This window comes from Pedobacter ginsengisoli, assembly GCF_030244015.1.
In the GTDB taxonomy this organism is placed as follows: domain Bacteria; phylum Bacteroidota; class Bacteroidia; order Sphingobacteriales; family Sphingobacteriaceae; genus Pedobacter; species Pedobacter ginsengisoli.
In genome coordinates this window covers 362205-385347 of record NZ_JASSYX010000003.1, presented here as the reverse complement: position 1 = coordinate 385347, position 23143 = coordinate 362205, and the positions used below count along the sequence as shown (strand labels likewise).

General features: G+C 43.2%; 18 protein-coding genes. 15 read left to right on the top strand and 3 right to left on the bottom strand.

Annotated elements, in window-relative coordinates; genetic code table 11:
- Positions 1 to 3 precede the first annotated feature (3 nt).
- The gene (locus QEP08_RS13760) at positions 4 to 2163 is read left to right on the top strand and encodes a caspase family protein (RefSeq protein ID WP_285058850.1); all 2160 of its coding nucleotides are present in this window, start codon (positions 4 to 6) and stop codon (positions 2161 to 2163) included.
- A gap of 300 nt (positions 2164 to 2463) precedes the next feature.
- Positions 2464 to 4308 carry a redoxin domain-containing protein gene (locus tag QEP08_RS13755; RefSeq protein ID WP_285058849.1) on the top strand — a complete coding sequence of 615 codons (1845 nt, stop codon included), beginning with the start codon at positions 2464 to 2466 and terminating at the stop codon, positions 4306 to 4308.
- Between the two features lie 8 nt (positions 4309 to 4316).
- Here QEP08_RS13755 and purN read toward each other — a convergent pair whose 3' ends face one another.
- Positions 4317 to 4895 carry a phosphoribosylglycinamide formyltransferase gene (gene purN / locus QEP08_RS13750; RefSeq protein ID WP_285058847.1) on the bottom strand — a complete coding sequence of 193 codons (579 nt, stop codon included), beginning with the start codon at positions 4893 to 4895 and terminating at the stop codon, positions 4317 to 4319.
- An 83-nt stretch (positions 4896 to 4978) separates the two neighbouring features.
- Positions 4979 to 5161: a hypothetical protein gene (locus tag QEP08_RS13745; protein WP_285058845.1), complete on the bottom strand. Its 183-nt coding sequence runs from the start codon at positions 5159 to 5161 to the stop codon at positions 4979 to 4981.
- 18 nt (positions 5162 to 5179) lie between these two features.
- Between QEP08_RS13745 and QEP08_RS13740 the strand changes: the two genes are divergently transcribed.
- From QEP08_RS13740 to QEP08_RS13690, 11 genes are all read left to right on the top strand, one after another.
- Positions 5180 to 6334 carry a dienelactone hydrolase family protein gene (locus QEP08_RS13740; RefSeq protein WP_285058844.1) on the top strand — a complete coding sequence of 385 codons (1155 nt, stop codon included), beginning with the start codon at positions 5180 to 5182 and terminating at the stop codon, positions 6332 to 6334.
- A gap of 75 nt (positions 6335 to 6409) precedes the next feature.
- Entirely contained in the window at positions 6410 to 7912 is a 1503-nt protein-coding gene (locus QEP08_RS13735) for a PAS domain S-box protein (RefSeq protein ID WP_285058843.1), read from the top strand.
- A 145-nt stretch (positions 7913 to 8057) separates the two neighbouring features.
- Complete coding sequence (gene rpsT / locus QEP08_RS13730) at positions 8058 to 8312, top strand: 30S ribosomal protein S20 (RefSeq protein ID WP_285058842.1); 255 nt, start codon at positions 8058 to 8060, stop codon at positions 8310 to 8312.
- Between the two features lie 84 nt (positions 8313 to 8396).
- The gene (gene radC, locus QEP08_RS13725) at positions 8397 to 9095 is read left to right on the top strand and encodes a RadC family protein (RefSeq protein WP_285058841.1); all 699 of its coding nucleotides are present in this window, start codon (positions 8397 to 8399) and stop codon (positions 9093 to 9095) included.
- Between the two features lie 57 nt (positions 9096 to 9152).
- Positions 9153 to 11552: a phenylalanine--tRNA ligase subunit beta gene (gene pheT, locus QEP08_RS13720; RefSeq protein WP_285058840.1), complete on the top strand. Its 2400-nt coding sequence runs from the start codon at positions 9153 to 9155 to the stop codon at positions 11550 to 11552.
- A gap of 47 nt (positions 11553 to 11599) precedes the next feature.
- The gene (locus QEP08_RS13715; RefSeq protein WP_285058839.1) at positions 11600 to 11890 is read left to right on the top strand and encodes a hypothetical protein; all 291 of its coding nucleotides are present in this window, start codon (positions 11600 to 11602) and stop codon (positions 11888 to 11890) included.
- A gap of 31 nt (positions 11891 to 11921) precedes the next feature.
- Positions 11922 to 12212, top strand: a complete 291-nt coding sequence (locus QEP08_RS13710) for a cell division protein ZapA (RefSeq protein WP_285058837.1) — start codon at positions 11922 to 11924, stop codon at positions 12210 to 12212.
- 269 nt (positions 12213 to 12481) lie between these two features.
- Entirely contained in the window at positions 12482 to 14044 is a 1563-nt protein-coding gene (gene rny / locus QEP08_RS13705) for a ribonuclease Y (RefSeq protein WP_285058836.1), read from the top strand.
- A gap of 76 nt (positions 14045 to 14120) precedes the next feature.
- Entirely contained in the window at positions 14121 to 14642 is a 522-nt protein-coding gene (locus tag QEP08_RS13700) for an Mpo1 family 2-hydroxy fatty acid dioxygenase (RefSeq protein WP_285058834.1), read from the top strand.
- A 112-nt stretch (positions 14643 to 14754) separates the two neighbouring features.
- Positions 14755 to 17562, top strand: coding sequence for a TonB-dependent receptor (locus QEP08_RS13695; protein ID WP_285058832.1), 2808 nt, complete (start codon positions 14755 to 14757; stop codon positions 17560 to 17562).
- 108 nt (positions 17563 to 17670) lie between these two features.
- Positions 17671 to 19005 (top strand): hypothetical protein, encoded by a 1335-nt coding sequence (locus QEP08_RS13690; protein ID WP_285058831.1) that lies wholly within the window; start codon positions 17671 to 17673, stop codon positions 19003 to 19005.
- A gap of 199 nt (positions 19006 to 19204) precedes the next feature.
- On the opposite strand, the gene QEP08_RS13685 is transcribed toward QEP08_RS13690, so the two are convergent.
- On the bottom strand, positions 19205 to 20269 hold the full coding sequence (locus QEP08_RS13685; protein ID WP_285058830.1) for a LacI family DNA-binding transcriptional regulator: 1065 nt from the start codon (positions 20267 to 20269) through the stop codon (positions 19205 to 19207).
- Between the two features lie 223 nt (positions 20270 to 20492).
- Here QEP08_RS13685 and QEP08_RS13680 point away from each other — a divergent pair, with 223 nt between their 5' ends.
- Positions 20493 to 22121 (top strand): sodium/sugar symporter, encoded by a 1629-nt coding sequence (locus tag QEP08_RS13680; RefSeq protein WP_285058829.1) that lies wholly within the window; start codon positions 20493 to 20495, stop codon positions 22119 to 22121.
- Positions 22122 to 22153: 32 nt separating this feature from the next.
- The gene (locus tag QEP08_RS13675) at positions 22154 to 23026 is read left to right on the top strand and encodes an inositol oxygenase family protein (protein WP_285058827.1); all 873 of its coding nucleotides are present in this window, start codon (positions 22154 to 22156) and stop codon (positions 23024 to 23026) included.
- The last annotated feature ends 117 nt before the right edge of the window (positions 23027 to 23143 follow it).

Genomic DNA, 23143 nt, shown 5'->3' with positions numbered 1-23143 from the left:
ATAATGAAAATTAATGTAATGGTCATGTTGCTGTGTTTGACTGCGCTTGTTGTAAAAGCCGGGTCAATAATGCATGAATTTCCAAGTAATGCCGTATTTAGTAGTTTAAATGCTCCCAAGGTTCCAGAATTTGATGCTGCCAACAAACTGGCGCTACAAGCACAGGCTGAGCTAACTGCCGGCAATAAGACAATGGCCGATTCGCTTATTAATCTTTCTATCAAAACTTATCCTACCCTTGAGGCCATGCAATATGCCCTGCAATTGGGCAGGCTTTCTGATATAGTTGGGGCCAATCTTATTATACAAAAAATAATAAACCGTACGCATGCTTTTGAGGGTGATGGGGAAGTTGTGTATGTAAGACCTTATTACAACACTATCCAAAAGCCGTTGATGATGACCAAAAACCGGGCAGTATTTCAGTGGCTGGTAGCCGCTCAGGATTATAATTATTCGTTTGGCGACCGCGCTGCCTATGTCAACGTTTTACAAGCTACAGCTATGTATAAACTTGAACCCTTTAAGGCATGGAGCCAAAACGACCCTGATGTTAATGTGCAAAGATCGCTTATAGGTAAATTAGCCCTTTACAGTGCTGATTATCAAAAAGCGGTAAGTATGTTCCCGCTTGATAACGGTAATATGAGAGATTACCGTTTAATAGAACATATTGAAATTTATCAGCAGGCCAATGACTATGCCTCGGCATTAAAATCGGCAAATGAAATAGGAAATAAACTTATCAAAGCTCAGCAATTGTATCAGGTTTACGCTTTTTGGGGCGAGACTGATAAAGCAATGGAGCATTATGGTAAAGTAGACAACTATATTAAAGAGCAAAATCTTAACTTTTACTACCTCGCACTGGTTGACTTGCACAAGAAAAACTTTGCATCAGCTAAACAGAACATAGAAAATTGCCTCCGTTTACGCGATATAGGAAGGATAATGCGTACGGTAGATAAGTGGATGGTTTACAAAGCCTATGGTGATGCCTTCGCTGGTTTGAACGAATTTGACAAAGCCAAAGACCAATACAATATTGCGCTATTGTATTACCCGGCTTATCAGCCGGCAATAGATGCCCTGGCCAAGCTGGAGTCAGGTCATGAGCAGATTATAGCAGCTGATAAGACCCCGCCCGAAATTAATATTACCGAACCCACACCGGCACGTGGACTTAAGGTGATCACAGCCGGCAACAACGTTATGGTAAAAGGCCTGGCAACTGACCCCTCGGGCATTAAAGAGGTGACTGTAAACGGGCTCAAAGTTTACTCGCAAACCAGTGGAGCCTTTTGGGGCGATGTGGCCATGACGGGTATCAATAAAATAACCGTTACGGCCACAGACATGGCCGGCAACAAAGCCCAAAAAACATTTGAGATAGAAAAGCAGGCCACTCCGCAGGTTGCAGATAAGGATATTAAACCAGTAGTACCGGTTGAGGAAAAAGAAGGTAAAAATTATTGCCTGCTCATAGCGGCGCAAAATTATACCGATAGCAGTATTCCATCGCTTGAAAACCCAATAGCCGATGCTGTGAAACTTAAACTTGTATTAAAAAGCCAATATAATTTTACAGAAAGCAACATAATTCCATTGTATAACCCTAAAACGGCCGATTTAAAACGCCAGCTCCTTGAGCTTAACAACACCATACAACCTGAGGATAACCTGGTGATATTTTATGCCGGCCACGGTATATGGGTAGATAAGGAAAAGAAAGGCTACTGGCTGATGACCGATGCCCAGTACAAAGACCGTAACACCTGGCTGCCCAACAAAGATGTGCTTGACCTGATTGCAAAGCTGCCCTCACGCCATACTTTGCTGATTACTGATGCTTGTTTCTCTGGCTCCGTATTTAAAACCCGGGGCCTGAAAGATGCGCCTCCTGCAATCCGGGAAATGGAAAATAGGATCAGTCGGGTAGCCATCACCTCCGGCAATGATACCGAAGTACCAGATGAGAGCGTGTTTATGAAGTACCTGGTTAAAGCGTTGAGCGAAAACAAGGAGAAATACTTAACAGCCCAAAAGATGTTCATTAACCAGATCCTTGAAGCCGTAATGACAGAAAGTAAAACTGAGCCAAGATATGGGACATTGGAACTTGCTGGCCACGTGGGTGGAGACTTTATATTTAATAAGAAGTGAAGTGTCTTCTACTAATACAGGAGTCAGACTAAGCGGGGGTTTAGCAATCGATTAATTTGTTTGGAGCAATGTTAATAATCGCTTAGATCGAAGCTTATTAGATCTGTATTTTCTGTTGTTATTTACTATGGATAGCAACAGATGACTTACCTCGTTATGTCTTTCTGCATACCTGCTGCGCAGCTTCTGCGCTAAAAGTACCTTTATGCGGCTTTAGCGCAGAAGGGCCGCAGAAAGTGCGCGGCATTGCGCAGGAAAGACAAAAAATATCGTTAATTTGCTCAAACTTAAGTTCAGCTGATGAAACGCGCAGCCTTGGCTCTTCTTATATGTACTACCCTTAGCTATTTTGCTGATGCTCAGTCCTATGATACCTTTAAGTTAAGCACTGAAAAGCCTGAACATGGCAAAATCATCCGGTTTGTTTATACCGGAACGAATTCCAAAAAACTTGATCCCGTACTGAGCCTTTATTATAAAAGGAATACCGAAATCTCATCAATTGAAATCAAAGGGAAATTTACAGGATCCAGAAATGAAGGCTCATTTAGGCTTCCGGACTCTATCAAGGCATTTTGCGTTAAAGCAAATGCTGATCCGGCAGAAGCTTATGTGTTCCAGGTTTATAAAAATGGAAAACCAATTGCAGGTTCATGGGCAGAAGCTGCTGGCTTCTATGCCGATGAACCCTATTACCTGAGGCCCGAAAATCTGCAGAAAGCACTCTTGCTTTACAGAAAGGAATTTGAACAACATCCGGAACTGCAAACGGATTACCTGCTCAGGTATTTTGCAGCAGCGGTAACGAAACCAGACCAGGCCGTCCTGAAGGACCTGGAAAAGACCTGGCAGGATTCCCTGCAGAACGGTAAAAATGATCAGTTTCTGAATGATTTATTTGAAGTTACCTCAAAATATGGCTCCATGCCTATAAAGGAGGGCCTTAAAGAGAAAATCCTGGCAAAATATCCGAAAGGGACCCTGGCATTCAACCAGGCTAAAGCTGCTTTTGCAAATACCAAAGGGCCGTTTAGTGAACAGCAACTTTATACGCTCGAACAGCAATTTCCGCTGCAAGTCAAATCCGGCGCGCTGGACCAGGCTTATCTGTATTGCGCGAAAACTGAGTTTAAAAAGGGGGAGATTGCTGCGGGAGACGTCTTTTTTTCAAAAATCCAGCGCGAGCAAATAAAGGAAGAACTATATGTGTTTGCCGCTGCCACTTTACTCTACTCCGGAAAGCACCTGGAAACCGCCAGTTCCTATATCCAAAAAGCGCTGGAAATGACAAAACAGAAGAAATATAGCGCCGCCGGTTATCTGTATACCTATGCACAGATCCAGCACAGGCTGGGCAATGTCAATGGAGCACTAAACAGTCTGAAATCATCATTGGAAATTTGGGGACATGGTCCGGTCATCATTGAAACTTACCTGAAGTACCTCATGGAGGCCGGACAATACGATACTGCACTGAATGTCGCCTCTAAATACGTCGACTACAGTTCGCGATATAATCCCATCCGGGAAATCATTTTGGAGAGCTATGCAAAAGTTAAAGGTACTGCGGAAGGTGCCGGAGATTATTATGAGGCGTTGCAGAAAGAATTGCGGCAGCGGCCTGTCCATTCGCGGGGACGGCTGGATGTAAAAAGTATTGATTTTACCCTGAAAGACACCAATGGCAATCTTTTTACGCTTTCTGAACAGCGGGGAAAGTCAGTGGTGCTGTATTTCTTTACGACCAAACATACCGATACACGCAAGTATTATGTCAACGGGTATTTCAATGAGATCGCAGCAGCGCACCAGTCCCGGAGTGACCTGTTGTTTGTGGGTATCGACAATACCTGGATACCTGAGCCTGATAAAAATAAGCGTGAGAAGATGAGGCTGGAAAATGTAGGAAAGTATCTCGCCAACAGGGACTTTAAGTTCAAAGTGCTGATGGATGATCTTCACTATGATGCGGCAAATTGGGAAAAATCTTATTTTAAGACCGCCGATATTTATAGCCTCAAGGGCACATCGCAGTTTTATATCATCGACAAAAAAGGAATAGTACGGTATAAGTCTTTTATTAATGGCGGCGATCCTGAAGATTCTGCATTGGAACTTTCCAGGGCTTTAAACTCAATCCGTTAAGCTCAGCGTTATTTTTTTATTTTCTTAATGAGCCCGTCTATTATCCTTGGATAATGCTGATGTTCAAGCTGCTGTCCTTTGAATTTGATCATTTCCAGGCTGTCGCCTTTTTCGATCTTGTATTTTCCCTGGTAAATATATTCTCCCTCGTCGTAATTTTCGTTCACATAATGTATGGTGATGCCGCCTTCTGTTTCACCTGCGGCCATTACCGCATTGTGCACGTGGTCTCCGTACATACCCTTTCCGCCAAATTTGGGCAGAATGGCAGGGTGGATGTTTACAATGCGGCCCGGATATTCACTAACCAGTTTTTTGGGAATGAGCCATAAAAACCCGGCAAGGACAATCAGGTCGATATCCAGATTTTTAAGCAGGTCAATAATATTGTCTGTACGGTAAAATTCATTCCGGTCAAAAATATGGGTGGGGATCTCAAAGTTGTCAGCACGCTGTAACACGTAAGCATCCGGATTATTGGTTAGCACAAGTGCAATCTCAACCTCAGGATTGCGTTTGTAGAGTTCCATTAGTTTTTGGGCATTTGAACCCGATCCCGAAGCAAATATGGCAATGCGTTTTTTCATAAGAAGCTGTAATGCCATCAAAAATAGAATTTTATGTGATGAATGAAAGGGTTTTATTGTTTTTCCTTTACATCTTCCTCCCATCAGCCCTGGTTCCTGGTTAACCTCAGGGCCGCATCACACCCATATTGCAGCCGGGTCACACCCGGGATTGACAGGGTATGGAACGCGTCAGACCCGGGTGTGGTATGGGTCGGATTCTTGCCGGCTGCAGGTTTGCGGTACAGGCATGAATTAAGCCGGGGTTTAGTTATATTTGAAGACATTCATATAAACGGTCATCGATGTATAAAATTCGTACCTCCTTTATTTTACCTGTAGTTTGTCTTTTGTATTTTTCCGGATATGCGCAGCGGCTCACTAAACAAAAGGCGCTTGAAATGGCGTCCTCGGAATATGCTAAACAAGTTGAACTGCAAAAGCCAGCCCTGCTCACAGACTGGGAACAAAAGCAGGTCAGCTTTGGTGACTATCAAATGAAATTTTCTTACCGCATTCTGGGCGATAAACCTGCAGACGGACGCAGTCTTTACATTTCGCTGCATGGTGGGGGAAATACTTCCGCAAAGGCCAACGATCAGCAATGGAAAAACCAGATTTCACTATACACGCCCGCCGAAGGGGTTTATCTGGCGCCAAGGGCACCGACCAATACCTGGAATTTGTGGCATGAAGACCATATTGATACCCTTTTCCTGAAGATCATCAAAGCCGCAATACTGGCGGAAGGGGTAAATCCAAATAAAGTATACGTCATGGGGTATTCCGCCGGTGGTGATGGTGTATTTCAAATCGCCCCGAGAATGGCCGATCACTGGGCTGCAGCAGCGATGATGGCCGGACACCCAGGTGATGCGGCTGCGCTGAACCTCAGGAATTTGCCTTTTACCATATTCATGGGCGGGGCTGATGCCGCCTACAAACGCAATGAGCTGGCTGCGGTATGGGGAAAAAGACTGGACAGCCTGGAAAGCGCCAATCCGGGCAGCTATAAGCATGACCTGCATATCTATCCTGAAGCACCCCATTGGATGAGCAGAAAGGATACGGTTGCGGTGCCCTGGATGGCTGCGTTTAAAAGAAACCCGCTGCCGTCAAAAGTAGCCTGGAAACAGGATGACAGGCATCATGATACCTTTTACTGGCTGGGTGTCCCTGCCGGTCAGGCCAAAACAGGAGCTGAATCCATTGTGACTGTGGCCGGCAATGAGATTACCATTGAAAAAAATGAAAATCCTGAGCTTAGGATATTCCTGAACGACCATTTGCTTGACCTGGACAAAAAGATAAACGTGGTCTATAATGGTGAGGTGGTTTTTAAGGGTAAGGTGCGCCGGAATGCCGGGCTCATTGCTCAAACTGCCTGCAGACTGGATCCCGGTTTTATTTTTAGCGCGATGCTGATGGTCAGGGGTAAGGTTATACACGTGTACAAGTAATATTTAAATCAAAAAGGGCATCTATGTGTTTTTAAAAAAAAGCACGATATTCTATTGAAGAAAAATAATCAGGTAATGACTGAAGTTAAAGAAAATTACAGTGAGCAGTTTCAGCAGATCTTCGAGAACTCCATGATTGGGATGGCGCTGATCGATATGAAGGGGAACTGGAAGAGGGCAAACCGGAGTCTGTGCCTGATGCTTGGTTATGGAGAAGATGAGCTAAAACGGCTGAACGTTAAAGACATCACCCACCCTGATGACATGGGCAATACGGAGAATCTTATCTACAGGTTGAGCAGGGGTGAAATAGCGGATGTTAAATACGAAAAACGTTACCGGCACAAAGACGGCAGGTACATTTGGGTTGTCATTGCAGCTACCATGTTGTACGACAATGCCGGTAAACCCCTGCATTATGTATCGCAGATCGAGGACATCACAAAAAGGAAGGAGATCGAGAGCGATCTGGTGCTCAGTGAGAAGAAATACAGGACTATTTTTGAAAATGTACAGGATGTGTTTTATCAGACCAATCAGCAGGGAATAGTCACAGAGATCAGCCCGTCCATAGAGATGCATTCAGGTTACCGCAGGTCTGAGATCATCGGCATGCCGGTAGATACTTTTTATTATTATGTACAGGACCGGGAGCAGATCGTGGAGCAGTTGCGCATCAGCGGTTTTGTGATTGATTTTGAAGTCCGGCTGAAAACTAAAAGTGAAGAACTGCGCTATGCCTCTGTAAATGCCAGGCTGATTGTTGAAGATGGCGTCATCACCGGTACTGAAGGGAGTATGCGGGATGTGACCACCAGGAAGTTTCATGAAAATGCGCTCGAGGCATTGAATACAGAGCTTACCGCTTCTAACGAGCAAAAGAACAAGCTGTTCTCCATTATCGGCCATGACCTTCGCAACCCGATATCAGGGAGTTTGCAGTTGCTGGACCTCACATTGACAGATTTCGAATCCAGCTCCGCGGATGAGGTGCACGCTTATCTGTCCATGATGAAACAGGAGCTGTCAACAGCAAACAACCTGCTGGAAGATTTGCTGACATGGGCCAAATCGCAATTCAATGCCGTGAGTTTCAATCCTGTAGAAATTAATGACGTACCCGGTCTGATTCGTAAAAGCTTGCAGACCGTGCGCATGATGGCGGAAAAGAAAGGAGTAACAATTACCGAAAGTGTAGCAGATGATATTTCAATCTATGCGGATACAGGGATGCTGGAAACCATCATCCGTAATTTGCTGAGCAATGCGGTAAAGTTTACCAATACAGGAGGATTAATCTCTATAAAGGCTGAACCTGTTGAGCGCGGAACTTTATTTATGGTTCAGGACACTGGAACGGGTATTCCTAAAGAAAGAATTCCTGAGCTTTTTAGTAAAAGCTCAAATTACACCACCTATGGTACTGCCGGAGAAAAGGGGACAGGCCTTGGACTCAGTCTATGCAATGACTTTGTGCTGAAACATGGCGGTGAGCTGTGGGTAGAAAGTGAAGAAGGGAAGGGTACCACTTTTTATTTTATGATACCCGACCTGTTACAAACAATTAGCAAAAATTGAAACCCGGCAGATGTCTGTCTGTAAATGCTTGAAAATATTTTTATTATGATTTTGTATTTTAAAAACATTAGTTCTATATTTGCAGTCCGAAAAATAAAGAAAGAAAAGGGCTTAGCTCTAAAATAAAAATATTTAACAATAAAAGATGGCAAATCATAAATCTTCATTAAAGAGAATCAGGGCAAACGCTACTAAACGTTTACGTAACAGATATCAAGCTAAAACAACACGTACTTTTATCAAAAGACTGCGTGCTGCTGAAGATAAAAAAACAGGATTGGAATTGCTTCCTAAAGTAGTTTCTATGCTGGACCGTTTGGCCAAAAAAAGCATTATTCACAAGAATAAAGCAGCAAATAACAAATCTAAACTGACTAAGTTTGTTAATAGCCTGAAATAGATATAGCTTTACAAAAAAAAACGGGGTATGCAATGCATACCCCGTTTTTTTTTGTTCAAAAATTCAAAAAAACAAATTGAAAGGATGAAGCCATATCAACAAAAGCTGAATATCAAATTGTGGGCGGAGGCAGACCGGCCCCGTGAAAAATTAATGCTGAACGGAAGACGGCACCTTACTGATGCTGAACTGATCGCGATCCTGATTGCCTCCGGAAACAGGGAGGAAACAGCAGTAGACCTGAGCAAACGCATCCTGGTTACTTATAATAATGACCTTGATGCTTTGGGCAGGGTGTCGGTACAGGATTTGTCCAAATTCCGTGGAATAGGCGAGGCAAAAGCCATAGCAATAGTATCTGCACTGGAGCTCGGCCGCAGAAGAAGGGAGGTGGCGGCAAAGGATGTGATTAAGGTTGTGACTTCAAGGGATGCTTTTGAGATCCTGCTCCCGGTCTTTGCGGACCTGAACCATGAGGAGTTCTGGATCCTGATGCTGAACAGGGCCAATTTTGTAATCGGCAGGTACCTGATCAGCAAAGGTGGCCAGGCAGGTACAATAGCAGATCCAAAGATCATCTTTAAAACTGCCCTGGAACACAATGCTGCAAATATTATACTGGCACACAACCATCCCTCAGGCAACCCTAAACCAAGCGATCAGGACATCCGTATCACTAAAAAAATGGTGGAGGCGGGTAAAATGCTGGATTTGTATGTACTCGACCATCTGATCATTACTAATAAATTATTTTATAGTTTTGGTGATGAGGGCATGATCTAAATCGCTTTCGGCTTTCGGCTTTAAATAATATCTTTGCGTTTTATACGGAATTGAAAAATGAAGATATCATATAACTGGCTTAAGCAATTCATTCAAACAGATAAAACACCACAGGAACTCTCGCTGGTATTGACAGATATAGGTCTGGAAGTGGAAAGTGTAGAGACAGTACAGCCCGTGGCCGGTGGTTTGGAAGGATTGGTCATAGGTCATGTGTTGAGTTGTATACAGCATCCAAATGCAGACCGCCTGCGTGTAACTACTGTTGATGTTGGCGGGCCGGATATTTTACAGATCGTATGCGGCGCACCTAATGTAGCGCAGGGCCAGAAGGTAGTCGTAGCTACTGTGGGTACAACTGTATATCCAAATGAAGGAGAGCCTTTTAAGATCAATAAATCGAAGATCAGAGGAGAAGTGTCTGAAGGAATGATCTGCGCAGAAGATGAAATAGGTTTGGGTGTGTCACATGACGGCATCCTGGTTTTGCCTGAAGATACCGCCATTGGCATCACCGCAAAGGAATATTTTAAGCTGGAAGACGATCACTTGTTTGAGATCGGATTGACCCCCAACCGTGCCGACGCAGCTTCACATTTAGGTGTGGCCAGAGATCTGGCCGCTTATTTCCGCACCGGAATACAGATGCCGGACATTACCGGATTCAAAACAGAAAATGAAAGTCTGCCCATAACGGTACAGGTTGAAGATGCGGAAGCTTGCCCGCGCTACAGCAGTTTAACCATTAGCGGCGTTACAGTGAAAACATCACCGGACTGGCTGCAGGATAAATTAAAAGTGATTGGCATCAGACCCATCAACAATATTGTGGACATCACCAATTATGTATTGCATGAGCTTGGCCAGCCATTGCATGCTTTTGATGCAGATCAGGTAAAAGGTGCTAAAGTATTGGTTAGGAAATGTGCGGAAGGTACACCTTTTGTAACCCTTGATGGCGTGGAGCGTAAACTTTCATCAGAAGACCTGATGATCTGCAATGCTCAGGAACCTATGTGTATCGCAGGGGTATTTGGTGGTAAAAGCTCAGGTGTAAACGAAACAACTACAAATATATTTTTGGAGAGTGCTTATTTCAACGCGGTATCTGTACGTAAGACTTCTAAAAGGCATGGATTAAAAACAGATGCTTCTTTTAGGTTTGAACGGGGTACTGATCCTGAAATAACGGTGTTTGCTTTGAAACGTGCTGCTTTGCTGATCCAGGAGCTGGCAGGAGGATCTGTCTCTTCGTCCATATCGGATATTTATCCAAATCCTGTCCAGCCATTTGACGTTCAGGTTAGTTATGTCAATATCAACAAACTGATCGGCGCCCGGATTCCTAATGGGGAGATAAAAGCTATAATAACAGCTTTGGGTATTGAAGTGCATAGAGAGACTTCAGAAACACTTGAACTGAAGGTTCCGGCTTATAAGGTAGATGTGACACGTGAGTGTGACATCACCGAGGAAGTTTTGAGGATCTACGGGTATAACAATATTGAAATTCCGCGCAAGATCAATGCGTCTTTGTCTTATAACACCAAGCCGGATAAGGAACAGACACAGCATGTGATTGCTGACCTGCTTACCGCAAACGGTTTTCTGGAGATCTGGTGCAACTCACTGACCAAAGGGGCCTATTCAAAAAATCCGGAGGAAGCGGTCCAGATATTGAACCCTTTGAGTTCGGACCTGAATGTAATGCGCCAGGACCTGCTGATGCCCGCACTGGAAAGCGTGGCTTATAACCTGAACAGGAAAATTGCTGATATTAAGTTTTATGAATTTGGTAAAACTTATCATCTGATCAATGCACAGTATGTGGAACGCCCGAGGCTGCTCATGATGATGTCCGGTGCCAGCCTGCCTGAGCAATGGAACCATAAAACTTCTCCGGTAAGCTTCTACAGTCTGAAAGGAGCGGTGGATGCGGTAATAGGGCGTTTGGGTATTTCCAACTACCAGTCCGCGGAAATAAAGGACGAAAGCTTTGCATACGGTCTGAAATATTTTAGGGGCGATAAAACGATTGTTTCATTTGGTGCGGTAACTGCGGCGGACAAGAAGAAGGCGGATGTAGACAAAGAAGTATATTACGCTGATTTTGACTGGGCGTTGCTGCTGGACATTGTAAGGAAAAATAAAATTGTAAATAAAGAAGTTTCGAAATATCCGGCCGTAAGACGCGATCTCTCCATGCTGGTTGACGCCGATGTAAGTTTCGACGACCTCAAGTCCATTGCTTTTAAAACTGAAAAGAAGCTGATCAGGAATGTACAGGTATTTGACGTTTATATAGGAGATAAATTACCTGCGGGTAAAAAATCCTATGCACTGAACTTTACTTTACAGGATGAGGAGCAGACGCTGACGGATAAACAAATTGATGCCGTTATGCAAAAGATTATATATAACTTAGCACAAACAGCAAAGGCCGAGATCAGAAAGTAAGGTCCTTGATTTTAAATATTAGTAAATAAAAAAGTAAAAAAATAAGCATGTCTTCTGTTGCCGATCAGTTAAGTTCAGTATTGCAAAAAACAGCCCGCCTGATAGAGTTGTGTAATGCGCTGCAGGAAGAAAATGATCTGTTAAAGCTTGATAATCAATCGGTAAAGGCGTCTTTGGACAATGCAAGGGCAGAGAATGCCGAGTTTGAAGAAAAGCTAAGAGTTTTGAAGATTGCGAAAAGCATTGAAGGTACAAGTGAAAAGACACTTGATATAAAGCAAAAAATTAACGATTTTGTGCGTGAAATAGATAAGTGTGTGGTATTGCTTAAAAAATAAGTAATATGGGTACAGTGAAACAAAGCTAAAAATGGGAGAAATCTCGATAAAAATAACCATTTCTGACCGTATTTACCCCTTAAAGGTGAACATGGAAGAAGAAGAAATTGTAAGGCGGGCAGCCAAGATTATCAATGAGCGCATAAAAGAGTATCAGGAAAATTATGCAGTCAGGGATAAACAGGATTTGCTTTCTATGGCAGTATTGCATTATGCAACGGCAGTACTCCGGGTAGAAAACAAGGTCCAGAATCAGGATACTGCTGTAGCCGGCAAGGTGGAAGAGTTGGATAATTTATTGAATGATTTTTTCTCAAAATAGGAAAGTTCTTTATATTTAGTTTGAATTACAAAGATATTAGCCGCAGCTAGGTTTTTGGGTTTCACTTTTTAAAACTTAACACTTCAATATTTATAGGATTGAGAGCGTACATTTCATCTGCCCACGGGCACCTGAAAATAACGTAAATCCTAATTATAATTAGTTGAGGTTTTTAAAACATGAAGCTCATTAAAGTTAGTTGCGGTTTTTTTTTTAACATATTTTAAAGGCCATGCCCGGGCATGATATAGGGGGATCAAATATAAAAAATGGAAATATTAGGAATACTAGGATATGTACTTGCCGGTTTAGTGGTCGGCGTGGTGATCGGCAGGTACCTGCTGCGCGGCCTGCTTAAGGGCCAGGAAATTGCGGCCCAAAATAAAGTAAAAAAGATGCTCAAAGATGCAGAGACCAATGCAGAGATCTTAAAAAAAGACAGATTGCTGGAGGCGAAAGAAAAGTTCCTGCAAATGAAATCTGAGCATGAACAGGAAGTGAATGCGAAGAACAACCAGATCAACCAGCGGGAAAATTCATTGAAGCAAAAGGAACAGTCTTTAAATTCCAAACTGGAAAATGCCACCCGCAAGGAGCAGGAACTGGACAATCATAAAACGAATCTGGAGAGACAAACTGATCTGGCCATCAAGAAACAGGAAGAAGTTGAAATCCTGAAGAACCAGCATGTCAAGCAGCTGGAGACCATTGCCGGATTAAGTGCTGAAGAGGCCAGGAGTCAATTGGTGGAGACCATGAAGTCTGAGGCGCGGACGCAGGCTATGATACAGGTAAAAGATATTGTGGATGAAGCCAAGCTTACAGCAACTAAAGAAGCTAAAAAGGTAGTCATTCAGACTATCCAGCGTACTGCTGTTGAGGCTGCAATAGAAAATACGGTATCTATTTTTCATATAGAAAGTGACGAGATCAAGGGGCGTGTAATTGGCAGGGAGGGACGTAACATCCGTGCCCTAGAAGCGGCTACGGGTATAGAGATCATTGTTGATGATACACCGGAGGCAATTATTCTGTCGGGCTTTGACCCGGTAAGGAGGGAGATCGCCCGTTTGGCCCTGCACCGTTTGGTAACAGACGGCAGGATACACCCGGCGCGTATTGAAGAGGTTGTCGCCAAAACGAAAAAACAGATTGAAGATGAGATCGTGGAGATCGGTGAGCGTACGGTGATTGACCTCGGAATACACGGCCTGCACCCTGAACTGATCAGAATGGTGGGCCGTATGCGTTACCGTTCGTCTTATGGACAGAACCTGCTGCACCACTCACGCGAAGTAGCCAATTTCTGTGCTACCATGGCTGCCGAGCTTGGGCTGAATGCTAAGATGGCTAAGCGCGCCGGATTGCTTCACGATATAGGAAAGGTGCCTGATGACAATCCGGAATTGCCACACGCTATTTTGGGTATGCAGCTTGCAGAGAAATACAAAGAGCATCCTGAGATCTGTAATGCAATTGGAGCTCACCATGACGAGATTGAGATGACGTCTATGATCTCGCCCATTATCCAGGCTTGTGATGCCATATCTGGCGCACGTCCGGGTGCAAGACGTGAGGTGGTGGAAAGCTACATCAAGCGTTTGAAGGAATTGGAAGAACTGGCATTGTCATATCCGGGGGTTGAAAAGACTTTTGCGATTCAGGCAGGGCGTGAGCTGAGGGTTGTGGTAGAGAGCGAACGGGTTACTGATCAGCAGGCTGAACTGCTGGCGGCAGACATTTCTAACCGGATACAAACTGAAATGACTTATCCTGGTCAGATCAAGGTGACTGTGATCAGGGAGACAAGGTCTGTTGCCTTTGCAAAATAGTAGTTCTGATTAAATAATTGAAAAGCGGCAGGTTCTTCTGTCGCTTTTTCTATTTTTACATAGTAAACCAAATGACATGAAGAAGCAAAATACTGCGGTTCAGGCTGAACCTAAGAAAGAGGTAGATGTTCTTTTTGACAAATATGCGGAAAGCCATCAGAACCACACCAATGAGATTATCCATTGGATATGCGTTCCATCAATTGTTTTTAGTTTATTGGGGCTGGTATGGTCCATTCCGTTTCCGCACCTGGATTTTCTGGGCAGGTATAATGGATATCTCAACTGGGCTTCTTTTTTGATCGCTTTTGCTGTATATTATTATTACAAGCTTTCCCCGGTGATGTCTTACCTGATGCTATTGATCATTTTTGCGATGAGTATGGGTATCGTCCAGCTGGAGAAATGGCAGGCTGACGGCGGCCCTGCATTGTGGCTTTCCTGTCTGGTGATCTTTGTACTGGCCTGGATAGGGCAGTTCATAGGCCACAAAATCGAAGGGAAGAAGCCTTCATTTCTGGATGACGTTAAGTTCCTGTTAATCGGCCCGATTTGGTTATTGCACTTTATCTGCAGGAAAATCGGCTTGAAATATTAACCCTATTGGCAGTTAACACAGAATTAACATTGTGATAAACGAATGGTAATTTACATCTAACATAGACCTAACATTGTGGTAATAGCTTTGCTGAAAATTAATTTACAGCAAATTGAAATCACAACTAAATCTAAAGAAGGCAATAATTACAGCATTATTTGTAATTATAGGGTCGGCAGCATTTGCACAAACAGGCAGAATTTCTGGTAAGGTGTCTGACGGGAAGACCGGGGAAACATTGATCGGTGTTACGGTTAAGATCAAGGGTACAACAAAAGGATCTGCAACTGATGTAGAGGGCAGGTATATCATCTCAGGACTGGCAGCAGGAAAATATGCCCTGGAAGTTTCCTATGTTGGCTATTCAACTAAGAACATTACAGACATAGAGGTTAAAGCGGGAAGCACTGCTATTGCTGATCTGGTTATGGAGGAATCAAACAGTCAAAAACTGAGTGAGGTCGTGATCACCGCAACCATTAAACAAGAATCAGTAAACACTTTATATAACCGGCAGAGGACTAGTTCGAGCATCTCTGACGGGATCTCAGCTGATCAGATCAGGAAGTCTCCGGACAGAAATACTTCTGAGGTTCTGAAGCGTGTAAGCGGCACAAGTATCCAGGATAATAAATTCATTATTGTGCGCGGGTTGAGCGACAGGTACAACGCCACCTTGCTCAACAACGCGATTTTGCCAAGTTCTGAGCCGGACAGGAAGGCCTTTTCATTTGACATTATCCCATCAAATATGGTCGATAATATTGTGATCAATAAAACGGCTTCACCGGATCTTCCAGGTGATTTTTCAGGGGGTGTCGTGCAGGTATTGACTAAAGACATTCCTACAGAGAATTATATTTTTGTTTCTGCCGGATCGGGTTTCAATTCTCAGTCGACATTTAAAGATTTTCAATTGGGAGAAAAATCCGCAGTAGAGAATTTTGGTTATATAAATAACAGCCGCAATATTCCTAAAGGGATAGTTTCGACGGCCAAATATCAGCAGCTTTCTGATCGCGATAAAATTGCTTCAGGTAAAATGTTTCTAAATTCATTTAACGTCAATAGTGGAAGCAACGCGATTCCATCTCAGTCTTACCAGCTAAGCACAGGCTTGCGCAAGACCTTTAAAAATGAGGGCAATCTGGGGGCTATATTCTCCCTTAATTATAGGACTGCGGAGAACATGACTAAGGGTGAGCGGTTTGAGTATAATCAGGATAAAACAGAATACGATTTTAATGATGATACTTACAAATTCAGTGCATCATGGGGTGCTCTGGCCAATATTGCTTATATAAAAGGCGGTAACAAGATTGCTTTTAAAAATCTGTACAACGTATCCCTGGATAATTCTTATACCGAAAGGGACGGTTCGCTGGTGATTGATAAGATTAAAAGAAAAGGGTACTCGTTTGACCTGGTGAGCAAGTCACTCTTAAATTCCCAGCTTGAAGGCGAGCACAAGCTGAGCTGGAAGGAAGTAAAGATCAATTGGAATTTAGGATATTCTTATTCCGATCGTTTGCAGCCTGACCTGAAATCGGTGAACTATGACCTTAGAGAAGGAGAAACTACATATAAAGCGGTGGTTCCTAATGGGACAGCATCCAGAACTGATGCCAGTCGTTTCTTTTCAGAATTGTTTGAAGACAGTTATAACGGCGGTCTGAACATAACCCTGCCGTTCAATTTCCTGAAGGAGAAAAGTTCATTGAAAGCTGGTGCTTTAAAACAATATAAACTACGTGATTTCAGTGCAAGAAAATTTGGCTACATCAGGTCATTCGCTACCGGCGAATTTGACCAAAACCTCCTGAGCTTACCGATCGGAGAGATCTTTAACCCGGCAAACCTCAATGACAACGGATTTGTACTGGATGAAGGAACGGAAGCGACAGATAAGTATGATGCAACTTCTGATCTTAACGCTGGGTACGCAATGCTGGATACACGTTTTGGAAAGAAACTCAGAGTCGTTTTCGGCGCGAGGATTGAAGATTCGTATCAGCGCATTAATACTGCCGACAATTCGGGTAACAAGCTGAAAGTAGAGAATCAGTTTCTAGACATTCTGCCTTCATTGAATGCGACCTATAACCTTACTGATAAAACTAATCTTCGTTTTTCAGTTTCCAATACAGTGACCCGTCCGGAACTGAGGGAGCTTTCCAATTTTGGTTTCTTCGACTACATCTCTAAAAGGGTATTGATCGGTAACCCGGATTTGAAAAGAAGCCAGAATACGAACATCGACCTGAAATATGAATTCTTTCCAGGCGCAGGACAAATCCTGTCTGTATCCGGGTATTATAAATATTTTAAAAACCCAATCGAACAGGTCGTATCATCTGGAAGTGTAAAAAACGTAACGTTTCAAAATGCGAATTCTGCGACGACATATGGAATGGAAGTAGAATTCAGAAAAAACCTGGGTTTTTTAAAAGAAGAAAGTTTCCTGCAAAACCTGACGGCCTATACAAATGCTGCCCTAATCTTTTCTACAGTAAACCTGAACAGTCTGGTTTCGGAAATTACCAACAGGGCTCTTCAGGGCCAGTCACCTTACCTGATCAATGCCGGATTATTGTATAATGAACCCAACACCAATTTGTCCTTTAACTTATTGTACAACAGGATAGGTGAACGGATTTCAGAGGTTGGTTACCAGGGTTATGCCGATATCTATGAAAAGGGCAGGAATATGGTAGATTTTCAGATCTCCAAAAAGGTCCTGAAAACCAAGGGAGAGCTAAGGCTGAACCTGGCAGACATCCTGAATGAAAAGATATTCTTCTATCAGAACAATGATGGAAATAAAACCTATCAGAAAGGGGACAACATTATGAACACAGCGAAAGTTGGTACAGGAGCCAGTCTGACATTTACCTACAATTTTGGACTTGATAAAAAATAGCTCTTAACATTAAGATAACGCTGACATAATTAAATGGTAAACCTGGCTTAATCTTGAGTGAACGTTGGGTTGATAACTTTGAACATAGAAATTATAGCAAATAGAACAATGAAAAAACAAAAACTATCGATTCTTTTTTTAGCAGCGGCAATAACATTTGTTGCTTGCAGAAAATCTGATAACCCAGAAGTGGAATTGCCTGCAAAAACTCCGGAAGCAATAAGCGGTGATATCGCTGCCAATAAAACATTGACGTCTGATAGACAATGGATACTCGATGGTACTGTATTCGTGAAAAGCGGTGCAATACTGACTATTGAGCCTGGAACAATCGTAAGGGCGAAAGTTGGGACCAAAGCAGCTTTGGTAATAGATAAAGGAGCAAAAATTATCGCCGATGGTACTGCCGCAAAACCGATCGTTTTCACTTCAGGTAAAGATGCCGGTAGCAGGGCTCCTGGTGACTGGGGCGGAATTATCCTTGTTGGAAAAGCAACAACCAACCGCACTACTGCAGTGCCTGTTGAGGGAGGTGTAGCAGTAACTTACGGAACTGATAAAATTGACAATGACAACTCCGGGATTTTAAGATATGTAAGGATCGAGTACGCTGGTATAGGTGTAAACGATAGTGAGATCAACGCACTGACGTTCTATGCAGTAGGTAGCGGAACAACCATCGAAAATGTTCAGACTGTTTATGCCAATGATGATGCTTTTGAGTTCTTTGGCGGAACGGTGAACTGTAAAAACCTGGTTGCTTTTGCAACCGCAGACGATGACTTTGATTTTGACTTCGGTTTTAACGGAAGCGTTCAGTTTGCGGTAGCACTAAGAGATCCAAAATTTGTTGACGCAGCTGATGACGGTAACGGTATCGAATGTGATAACGATAAAGACGGAACTGACGCTACGCCAATCACTCAGCCTAAAATCTCTAACATGACCATTATTGGTCCAAACAACGCAGCCAACACTGCAGCAAGACATGCTTATGGAAATCGCTGGAGAAGGGGTGCAAAATTCATTTTCAACAACTCAATTATCCTGGGTTCACAAAAAGGTGGTTTGAATATTGAATCTGATAAATCTGCTGCATTCTACAAAAGCGGAGAATCTCAATTCAAAAATAATATCGTTGCGCCTTTCACAGCACCTTTTATCACGAATGCTGCGGCTTCTATTATAACTGCTGCAGAAATTCAGGCTAAAGTACTGGTAGATGGTAGCGTAACTTTTGCAGATGCAAACACAGGCGTAAAGTTGAATAATCCGTTTTCACTGACCACACCTAACTTCCTTCCGGCTGCTGGCTCACCAGCATTGAGTGGTACCTGGGTTGCAACAACAGGGGCAACAGCTGTTACGTACAGAGGTGCATTTGGTGCCACTGACTGGACTACAGGATGGACAAACTGGGATGCCCAGAACACAAAATATTAAAATAAAAAAACCTTCATTAAAAAGGGGTTGTCCAAAAAGGCATCCCCTTTTTTAATGAATAACTTATCTGTGTTGTAAGTCCGCTCTCTCAAGCAGATTTGCTATCCAAAACGCCGCTTATAATTTTTATCATAATGGATGTTTAACAGCACCTTAACATGATGGTTCTACTTTTGTGACGTAAATATTTGGTTAGTATTTATACGTTTAGGTTTAGTTGATAATGAAAGCCCAGGTGGATGCCAGGGCTTTTGTTTTTATCAAGGCTCGATTCTCGCTGGATCAATGTCGATTTGAGCGTTGGGACTTCATCCGGTTCGAAATGTTTCTTGTCCAGAATCTTAAATAAGAATCCTGCGGCTTCTTTGCCGATTTCAAATGCTGGTTGAGTAATGGTGCTTAAGGAAGGGCTAAGCAGCGGAGCGGTGCTTAGATTAGAAAAACTGATGATCTTCAGGTCATGCGGGATGTTTAAGCCGAGCTCCTTACAGACGTAATAACACGGAAGCGCAAATTCCTCTATGGATGAAATGATACCATCAGGCTTTTGCAAAACAATAAGCTGTTTGATGTTGTCATAGTTTTTTTCTGTGTCCTTATCATAGCTGATGATCAGGTCGGGATTTGCAGGCAGATTATGCGCGCTTAAGGCATCCCGGTATCCTGACAATCGTTTTTGTCCTGTGCTCAAATTGTCCAGTGCATGGAGATAGGCAATATTTTTACAGCCGTTCCCGATCAGATGATATGCGGCATTGTAAGCGCTTTCATAATCATCGGTGGTGATTTTTACTGCATCAATATCTTCAATGGTGCGGTCAAAGAAAACAACAGGTATTTTTTTTACCAGTTCTTTAAAGTGCTCATAATTTTCTGTATTACTTGAAACGGAGATCAGTATTCCGTCGACACGTCCGCTCAGAAGGCTGTCTGTAAAAGTGATCTCGGTTTCACTGTTTTCATGGGTCTGGTAGATCAGCACGTGGTAATCCCGCTTGCGGGCTATTTCTTCGATCCCGTTAATGGCAAGCGAAAAGAAGTTGTTGGCAATCTCGGGTATAATGACTGCGATGGTCTTTGTTTTATGGCTGCGGAGGTTACTCGCTGCGGGGTTGCGCTCATATTTAAGCTTCTTGGCCAGGTCCCATACTTTTTGCTTGGTGTCTATGCTGATCTCATAGCTATCATTGAGTGCTTTTGATACAGTTGCAATAGATATATTTAATTCCTTAGCTAAAGTTTTTACAGTAACGTTGCCCTTCATTTATGGTTGCCCTTCATTTATAGAATTTTGAGACTGGTCAGCAATATCAAAGACGTTTCACTTAAACGTATTCGTAAATAAAATACCCTGCTAAACTCAGAATTGATATTTTTATATACAGCTTTGATAAGTGAGACCTGCCTTAGGTTTTGCTTTTAACCAAATGTAAGATAATTAATTTAACTCATTTATAGGAGTAAAACTGATTTAGTGCTAACCTGATATGAATCAACTCGACATTGCCGATTATGTAGTTTTCTTTATTTATTTTATTGCGATAGCTGGTTATGGCTATTACATTTATCATAAGAAAAAAACTACTTCCAGTAGTGCAAAGGATTTTTTCCTGGCAGAAGGTTCGCTTACCTGGTGGGCTATCGGGGCGTCACTGATTGCTTCGAATATTTCTGCGGAGCATTTCATCGGGATGTCCGGTTCCGGGTTTGCGTTAGGACTTGCTATCGCTACTTATGAGTGGATGGCTGCCGCAACATTAATCATCGTGGCCATTTTCATCATTCCGGTGTACCTTAAAAACAAGATATTCACCATGCCGCAATTTTTGTCGAAGCGGTATAGTGACCAGGTAAGTACGATTATGGCTGTGTTCTGGTTGCTGGTATATGTTTTTGTGAACCTGACTTCGATCATCTACCTGGGGGCGCTGGCCATCTCCTCCATATCGCCCATCAGCTTCGAATGGAGTATTGTGGGGCTCAGCATTTTCTCCATGGTGGTCACTTTGGGCGGCATGAAGGTCATTGGTTATACAGATGTGATCCAGGTACTGGTACTGATTTTTGGCGGCTTAATAACTACCTATCTTGCACTTTCTTTGCTTTCAACTGAATACGGATTTGGCGGGGATATCTTTAACGGTCTTTCCGTTTTGAGAAAGGAAGCCCCGGGTCATTTTCACATGATATTTGACTCTTCTCACAAGTATTATAAGGAGTTGCCAGGCCTGTCTGTGTTAATTGGCGGTATGCTGATCAACAACCTGGCATACTGGGGTTGTAACCAGTATATTGTGCAGCGCGCGCTCGGCGCTGATTTAAATACAGCGCGTAAGGGCATATTATTCGCGGCGTTTCTGAAATTACTGGTGCCTGTGATTGCAGTTCTTCCGGGTATTGTAATGTATGTGCTGCATAGTAAAGGTCTGTTCCAGGCAGAAATGTCGGACGCAGGAGTGCTGAAGCCTGACCACGCCTATCCTACGCTTATGAACCTTTTGCCTGCGGGGCTGAAAGGCATCGCTTTTGCCGCTCTTACGGCTGCCATTGTTGCTTCACTGGCAGGTAAGGCAAACAGCATCTCTACAATTTTCTCAATGGACATTTACAAGAAATACTTCAATAACTCAGCGTCTGATAAAAAGATGGTAAATGTCGGCAGATGGGCGGTGGTGGCGTCAATGGTTGTTGCGGCAATTGTTACCCCGGCATTGAGGTCCCTCGATCAGGCTTATCAGTTTATCCAGGAATATGTGGGCTTTATTTCACCAGGGGTACTGGCTATATTCTTGCTGGGCTTTTACTGGAAACGTACGACAACTGCTGCTGCTATGACCGGAGCGCTGATTACTATTCCACTTTCAACGGTGTTGAAGTTTCTGCCTGTCTGGACAAACGGGGCTTTCCCGGATTATCCTTTCCTGGATAGGATGGCTATTGATTTTGTTGTCATCGTGATCCTGATGGCCGTGATCAGTTTGAGCAGGCCGCAAAAAATTGCAGATGAAAATGCAATTGAAGTGGACACCTCCATGTTTAAGGTCAGCACCAGCTTTGCCATAGGTTCTGTGCTGATCATGGGCATACTGACCGCATTGTACACAGTGTTCTGGTAAATTATGAATTGTTAACTATAAAATACAAAGTTATGAAAGCGCAACAAAATGAGGAGAAGAACCCGCTGTCGAGTCTGGAGGCATGGGAAGACGATGTGTTGAAAAGATATCCTGAACCGGGTGTTCCGGCAAAGGCCAAAGAGGAATTCAGAAATTATGACAGTCCGGAAATTGACTCTGTACGGGAGTTTTATCGTCTGAACCACAAGTACCAGACCTATGACAATGTACTGGCCAAGAAAGAGAATTTCCTGAAATTTGATAAAAAGGAAATGCCCTGGTGGCAGGCTATGGAATACCTGAATACGCTGATCGATGATTCTGATCCTGATATTTCACTGGACCAGCTGCAGCATTTATTGCAAACTGCGGAAGCCATTCGTGCCGATGGCCATCCCGACTGGTTTGTGCTTACCGGATTCATCCATGACCTGGGTAAAGTACTGTGCCTTTTTGGTGAACCGCAATGGAACGTAGTCGGGGATTCATTTCCTGTTGGATGTAAGTTCTCAGATAAGATCGTTTTCCCTGAATTTTTCGCTGACAATCCAGACAGCAGGGACGAACGTTACAACACGAAATATGGCGTATATAGCCACCAGTGCGGGCTCGACAACATCCACATGTCCTGGGGGCATGATGAGTATCTGTACCACCTGACCAAAGATTACCTGCCTGAACCGGCCCTCTATATGATCCGCTACCATTCTTTTTACTCACAACACCGTGAACATGCTTATGACCACATCTTAAATGCACATGACCAGGAGATGTTTAAGTGGGTAGATAAATTTAATCCTTACGACCTTTATTCAAAAAGCCCTAAACCTCCGGTTGTAAGCGAGCTGAAACCTTATTACGAAGACTTGATCGCGAAGTACTTGCCTGTGACTGTAGCCTTGTAAAAGGGGATTTATAGCAGGTCAGTGCTGCGCTTTTTTAATGCAATTTGTCAGATTTAATTAACAATTTAATAATCTGGTGGGGCTGTATTGCTCATGCCAGAAGGGCATCTTTGTGCG

Excerpts from the sequence above, each read along its gene's own strand:
- QEP08_RS13760 (WP_285058850.1), top strand. The coding sequence starts at position 4 with ATGAAAATTAATGTAATGGTCATGTTGCTGTGTTTGACTGCGCTTGTT.
- QEP08_RS13755 (WP_285058849.1), top strand. The coding sequence starts at position 2,464 with ATGAAACGCGCAGCCTTGGCTCTTCTTATATGTACTACCCTTAGCTAT.
- purN (WP_285058847.1), bottom strand. The coding sequence starts at position 4,895 with ATGAAAAAACGCATTGCCATATTTGCTTCGGGATCGGGTTCAAATGCC.
- QEP08_RS13745 (WP_285058845.1), bottom strand. The coding sequence starts at position 5,161 with ATGTCTTCAAATATAACTAAACCCCGGCTTAATTCATGCCTGTACCGC.
- QEP08_RS13740 (WP_285058844.1), top strand. The coding sequence starts at position 5,180 with ATGTATAAAATTCGTACCTCCTTTATTTTACCTGTAGTTTGTCTTTTG.
- QEP08_RS13735 (WP_285058843.1), top strand. The coding sequence starts at position 6,410 with ATGACTGAAGTTAAAGAAAATTACAGTGAGCAGTTTCAGCAGATCTTC.
- rpsT (WP_285058842.1), top strand. The coding sequence starts at position 8,058 with ATGGCAAATCATAAATCTTCATTAAAGAGAATCAGGGCAAACGCTACT.
- radC (WP_285058841.1), top strand. The coding sequence starts at position 8,397 with ATGAAGCCATATCAACAAAAGCTGAATATCAAATTGTGGGCGGAGGCA.
- pheT (WP_285058840.1), top strand. The coding sequence starts at position 9,153 with ATGAAGATATCATATAACTGGCTTAAGCAATTCATTCAAACAGATAAA.
- QEP08_RS13715 (WP_285058839.1), top strand. The coding sequence starts at position 11,600 with ATGTCTTCTGTTGCCGATCAGTTAAGTTCAGTATTGCAAAAAACAGCC.
- QEP08_RS13710 (WP_285058837.1), top strand. The coding sequence starts at position 11,922 with ATGGGAGAAATCTCGATAAAAATAACCATTTCTGACCGTATTTACCCC.
- rny (WP_285058836.1), top strand. The coding sequence starts at position 12,482 with ATGGAAATATTAGGAATACTAGGATATGTACTTGCCGGTTTAGTGGTC.
- QEP08_RS13700 (WP_285058834.1), top strand. The coding sequence starts at position 14,121 with ATGAAGAAGCAAAATACTGCGGTTCAGGCTGAACCTAAGAAAGAGGTA.
- QEP08_RS13690 (WP_285058831.1), top strand. The coding sequence starts at position 17,671 with ATGAAAAAACAAAAACTATCGATTCTTTTTTTAGCAGCGGCAATAACA.
- QEP08_RS13685 (WP_285058830.1), bottom strand. The coding sequence starts at position 20,269 with ATGAAGGGCAACGTTACTGTAAAAACTTTAGCTAAGGAATTAAATATA.
- QEP08_RS13680 (WP_285058829.1), top strand. The coding sequence starts at position 20,493 with ATGAATCAACTCGACATTGCCGATTATGTAGTTTTCTTTATTTATTTT.
- QEP08_RS13675 (WP_285058827.1), top strand. The coding sequence starts at position 22,154 with ATGAAAGCGCAACAAAATGAGGAGAAGAACCCGCTGTCGAGTCTGGAG.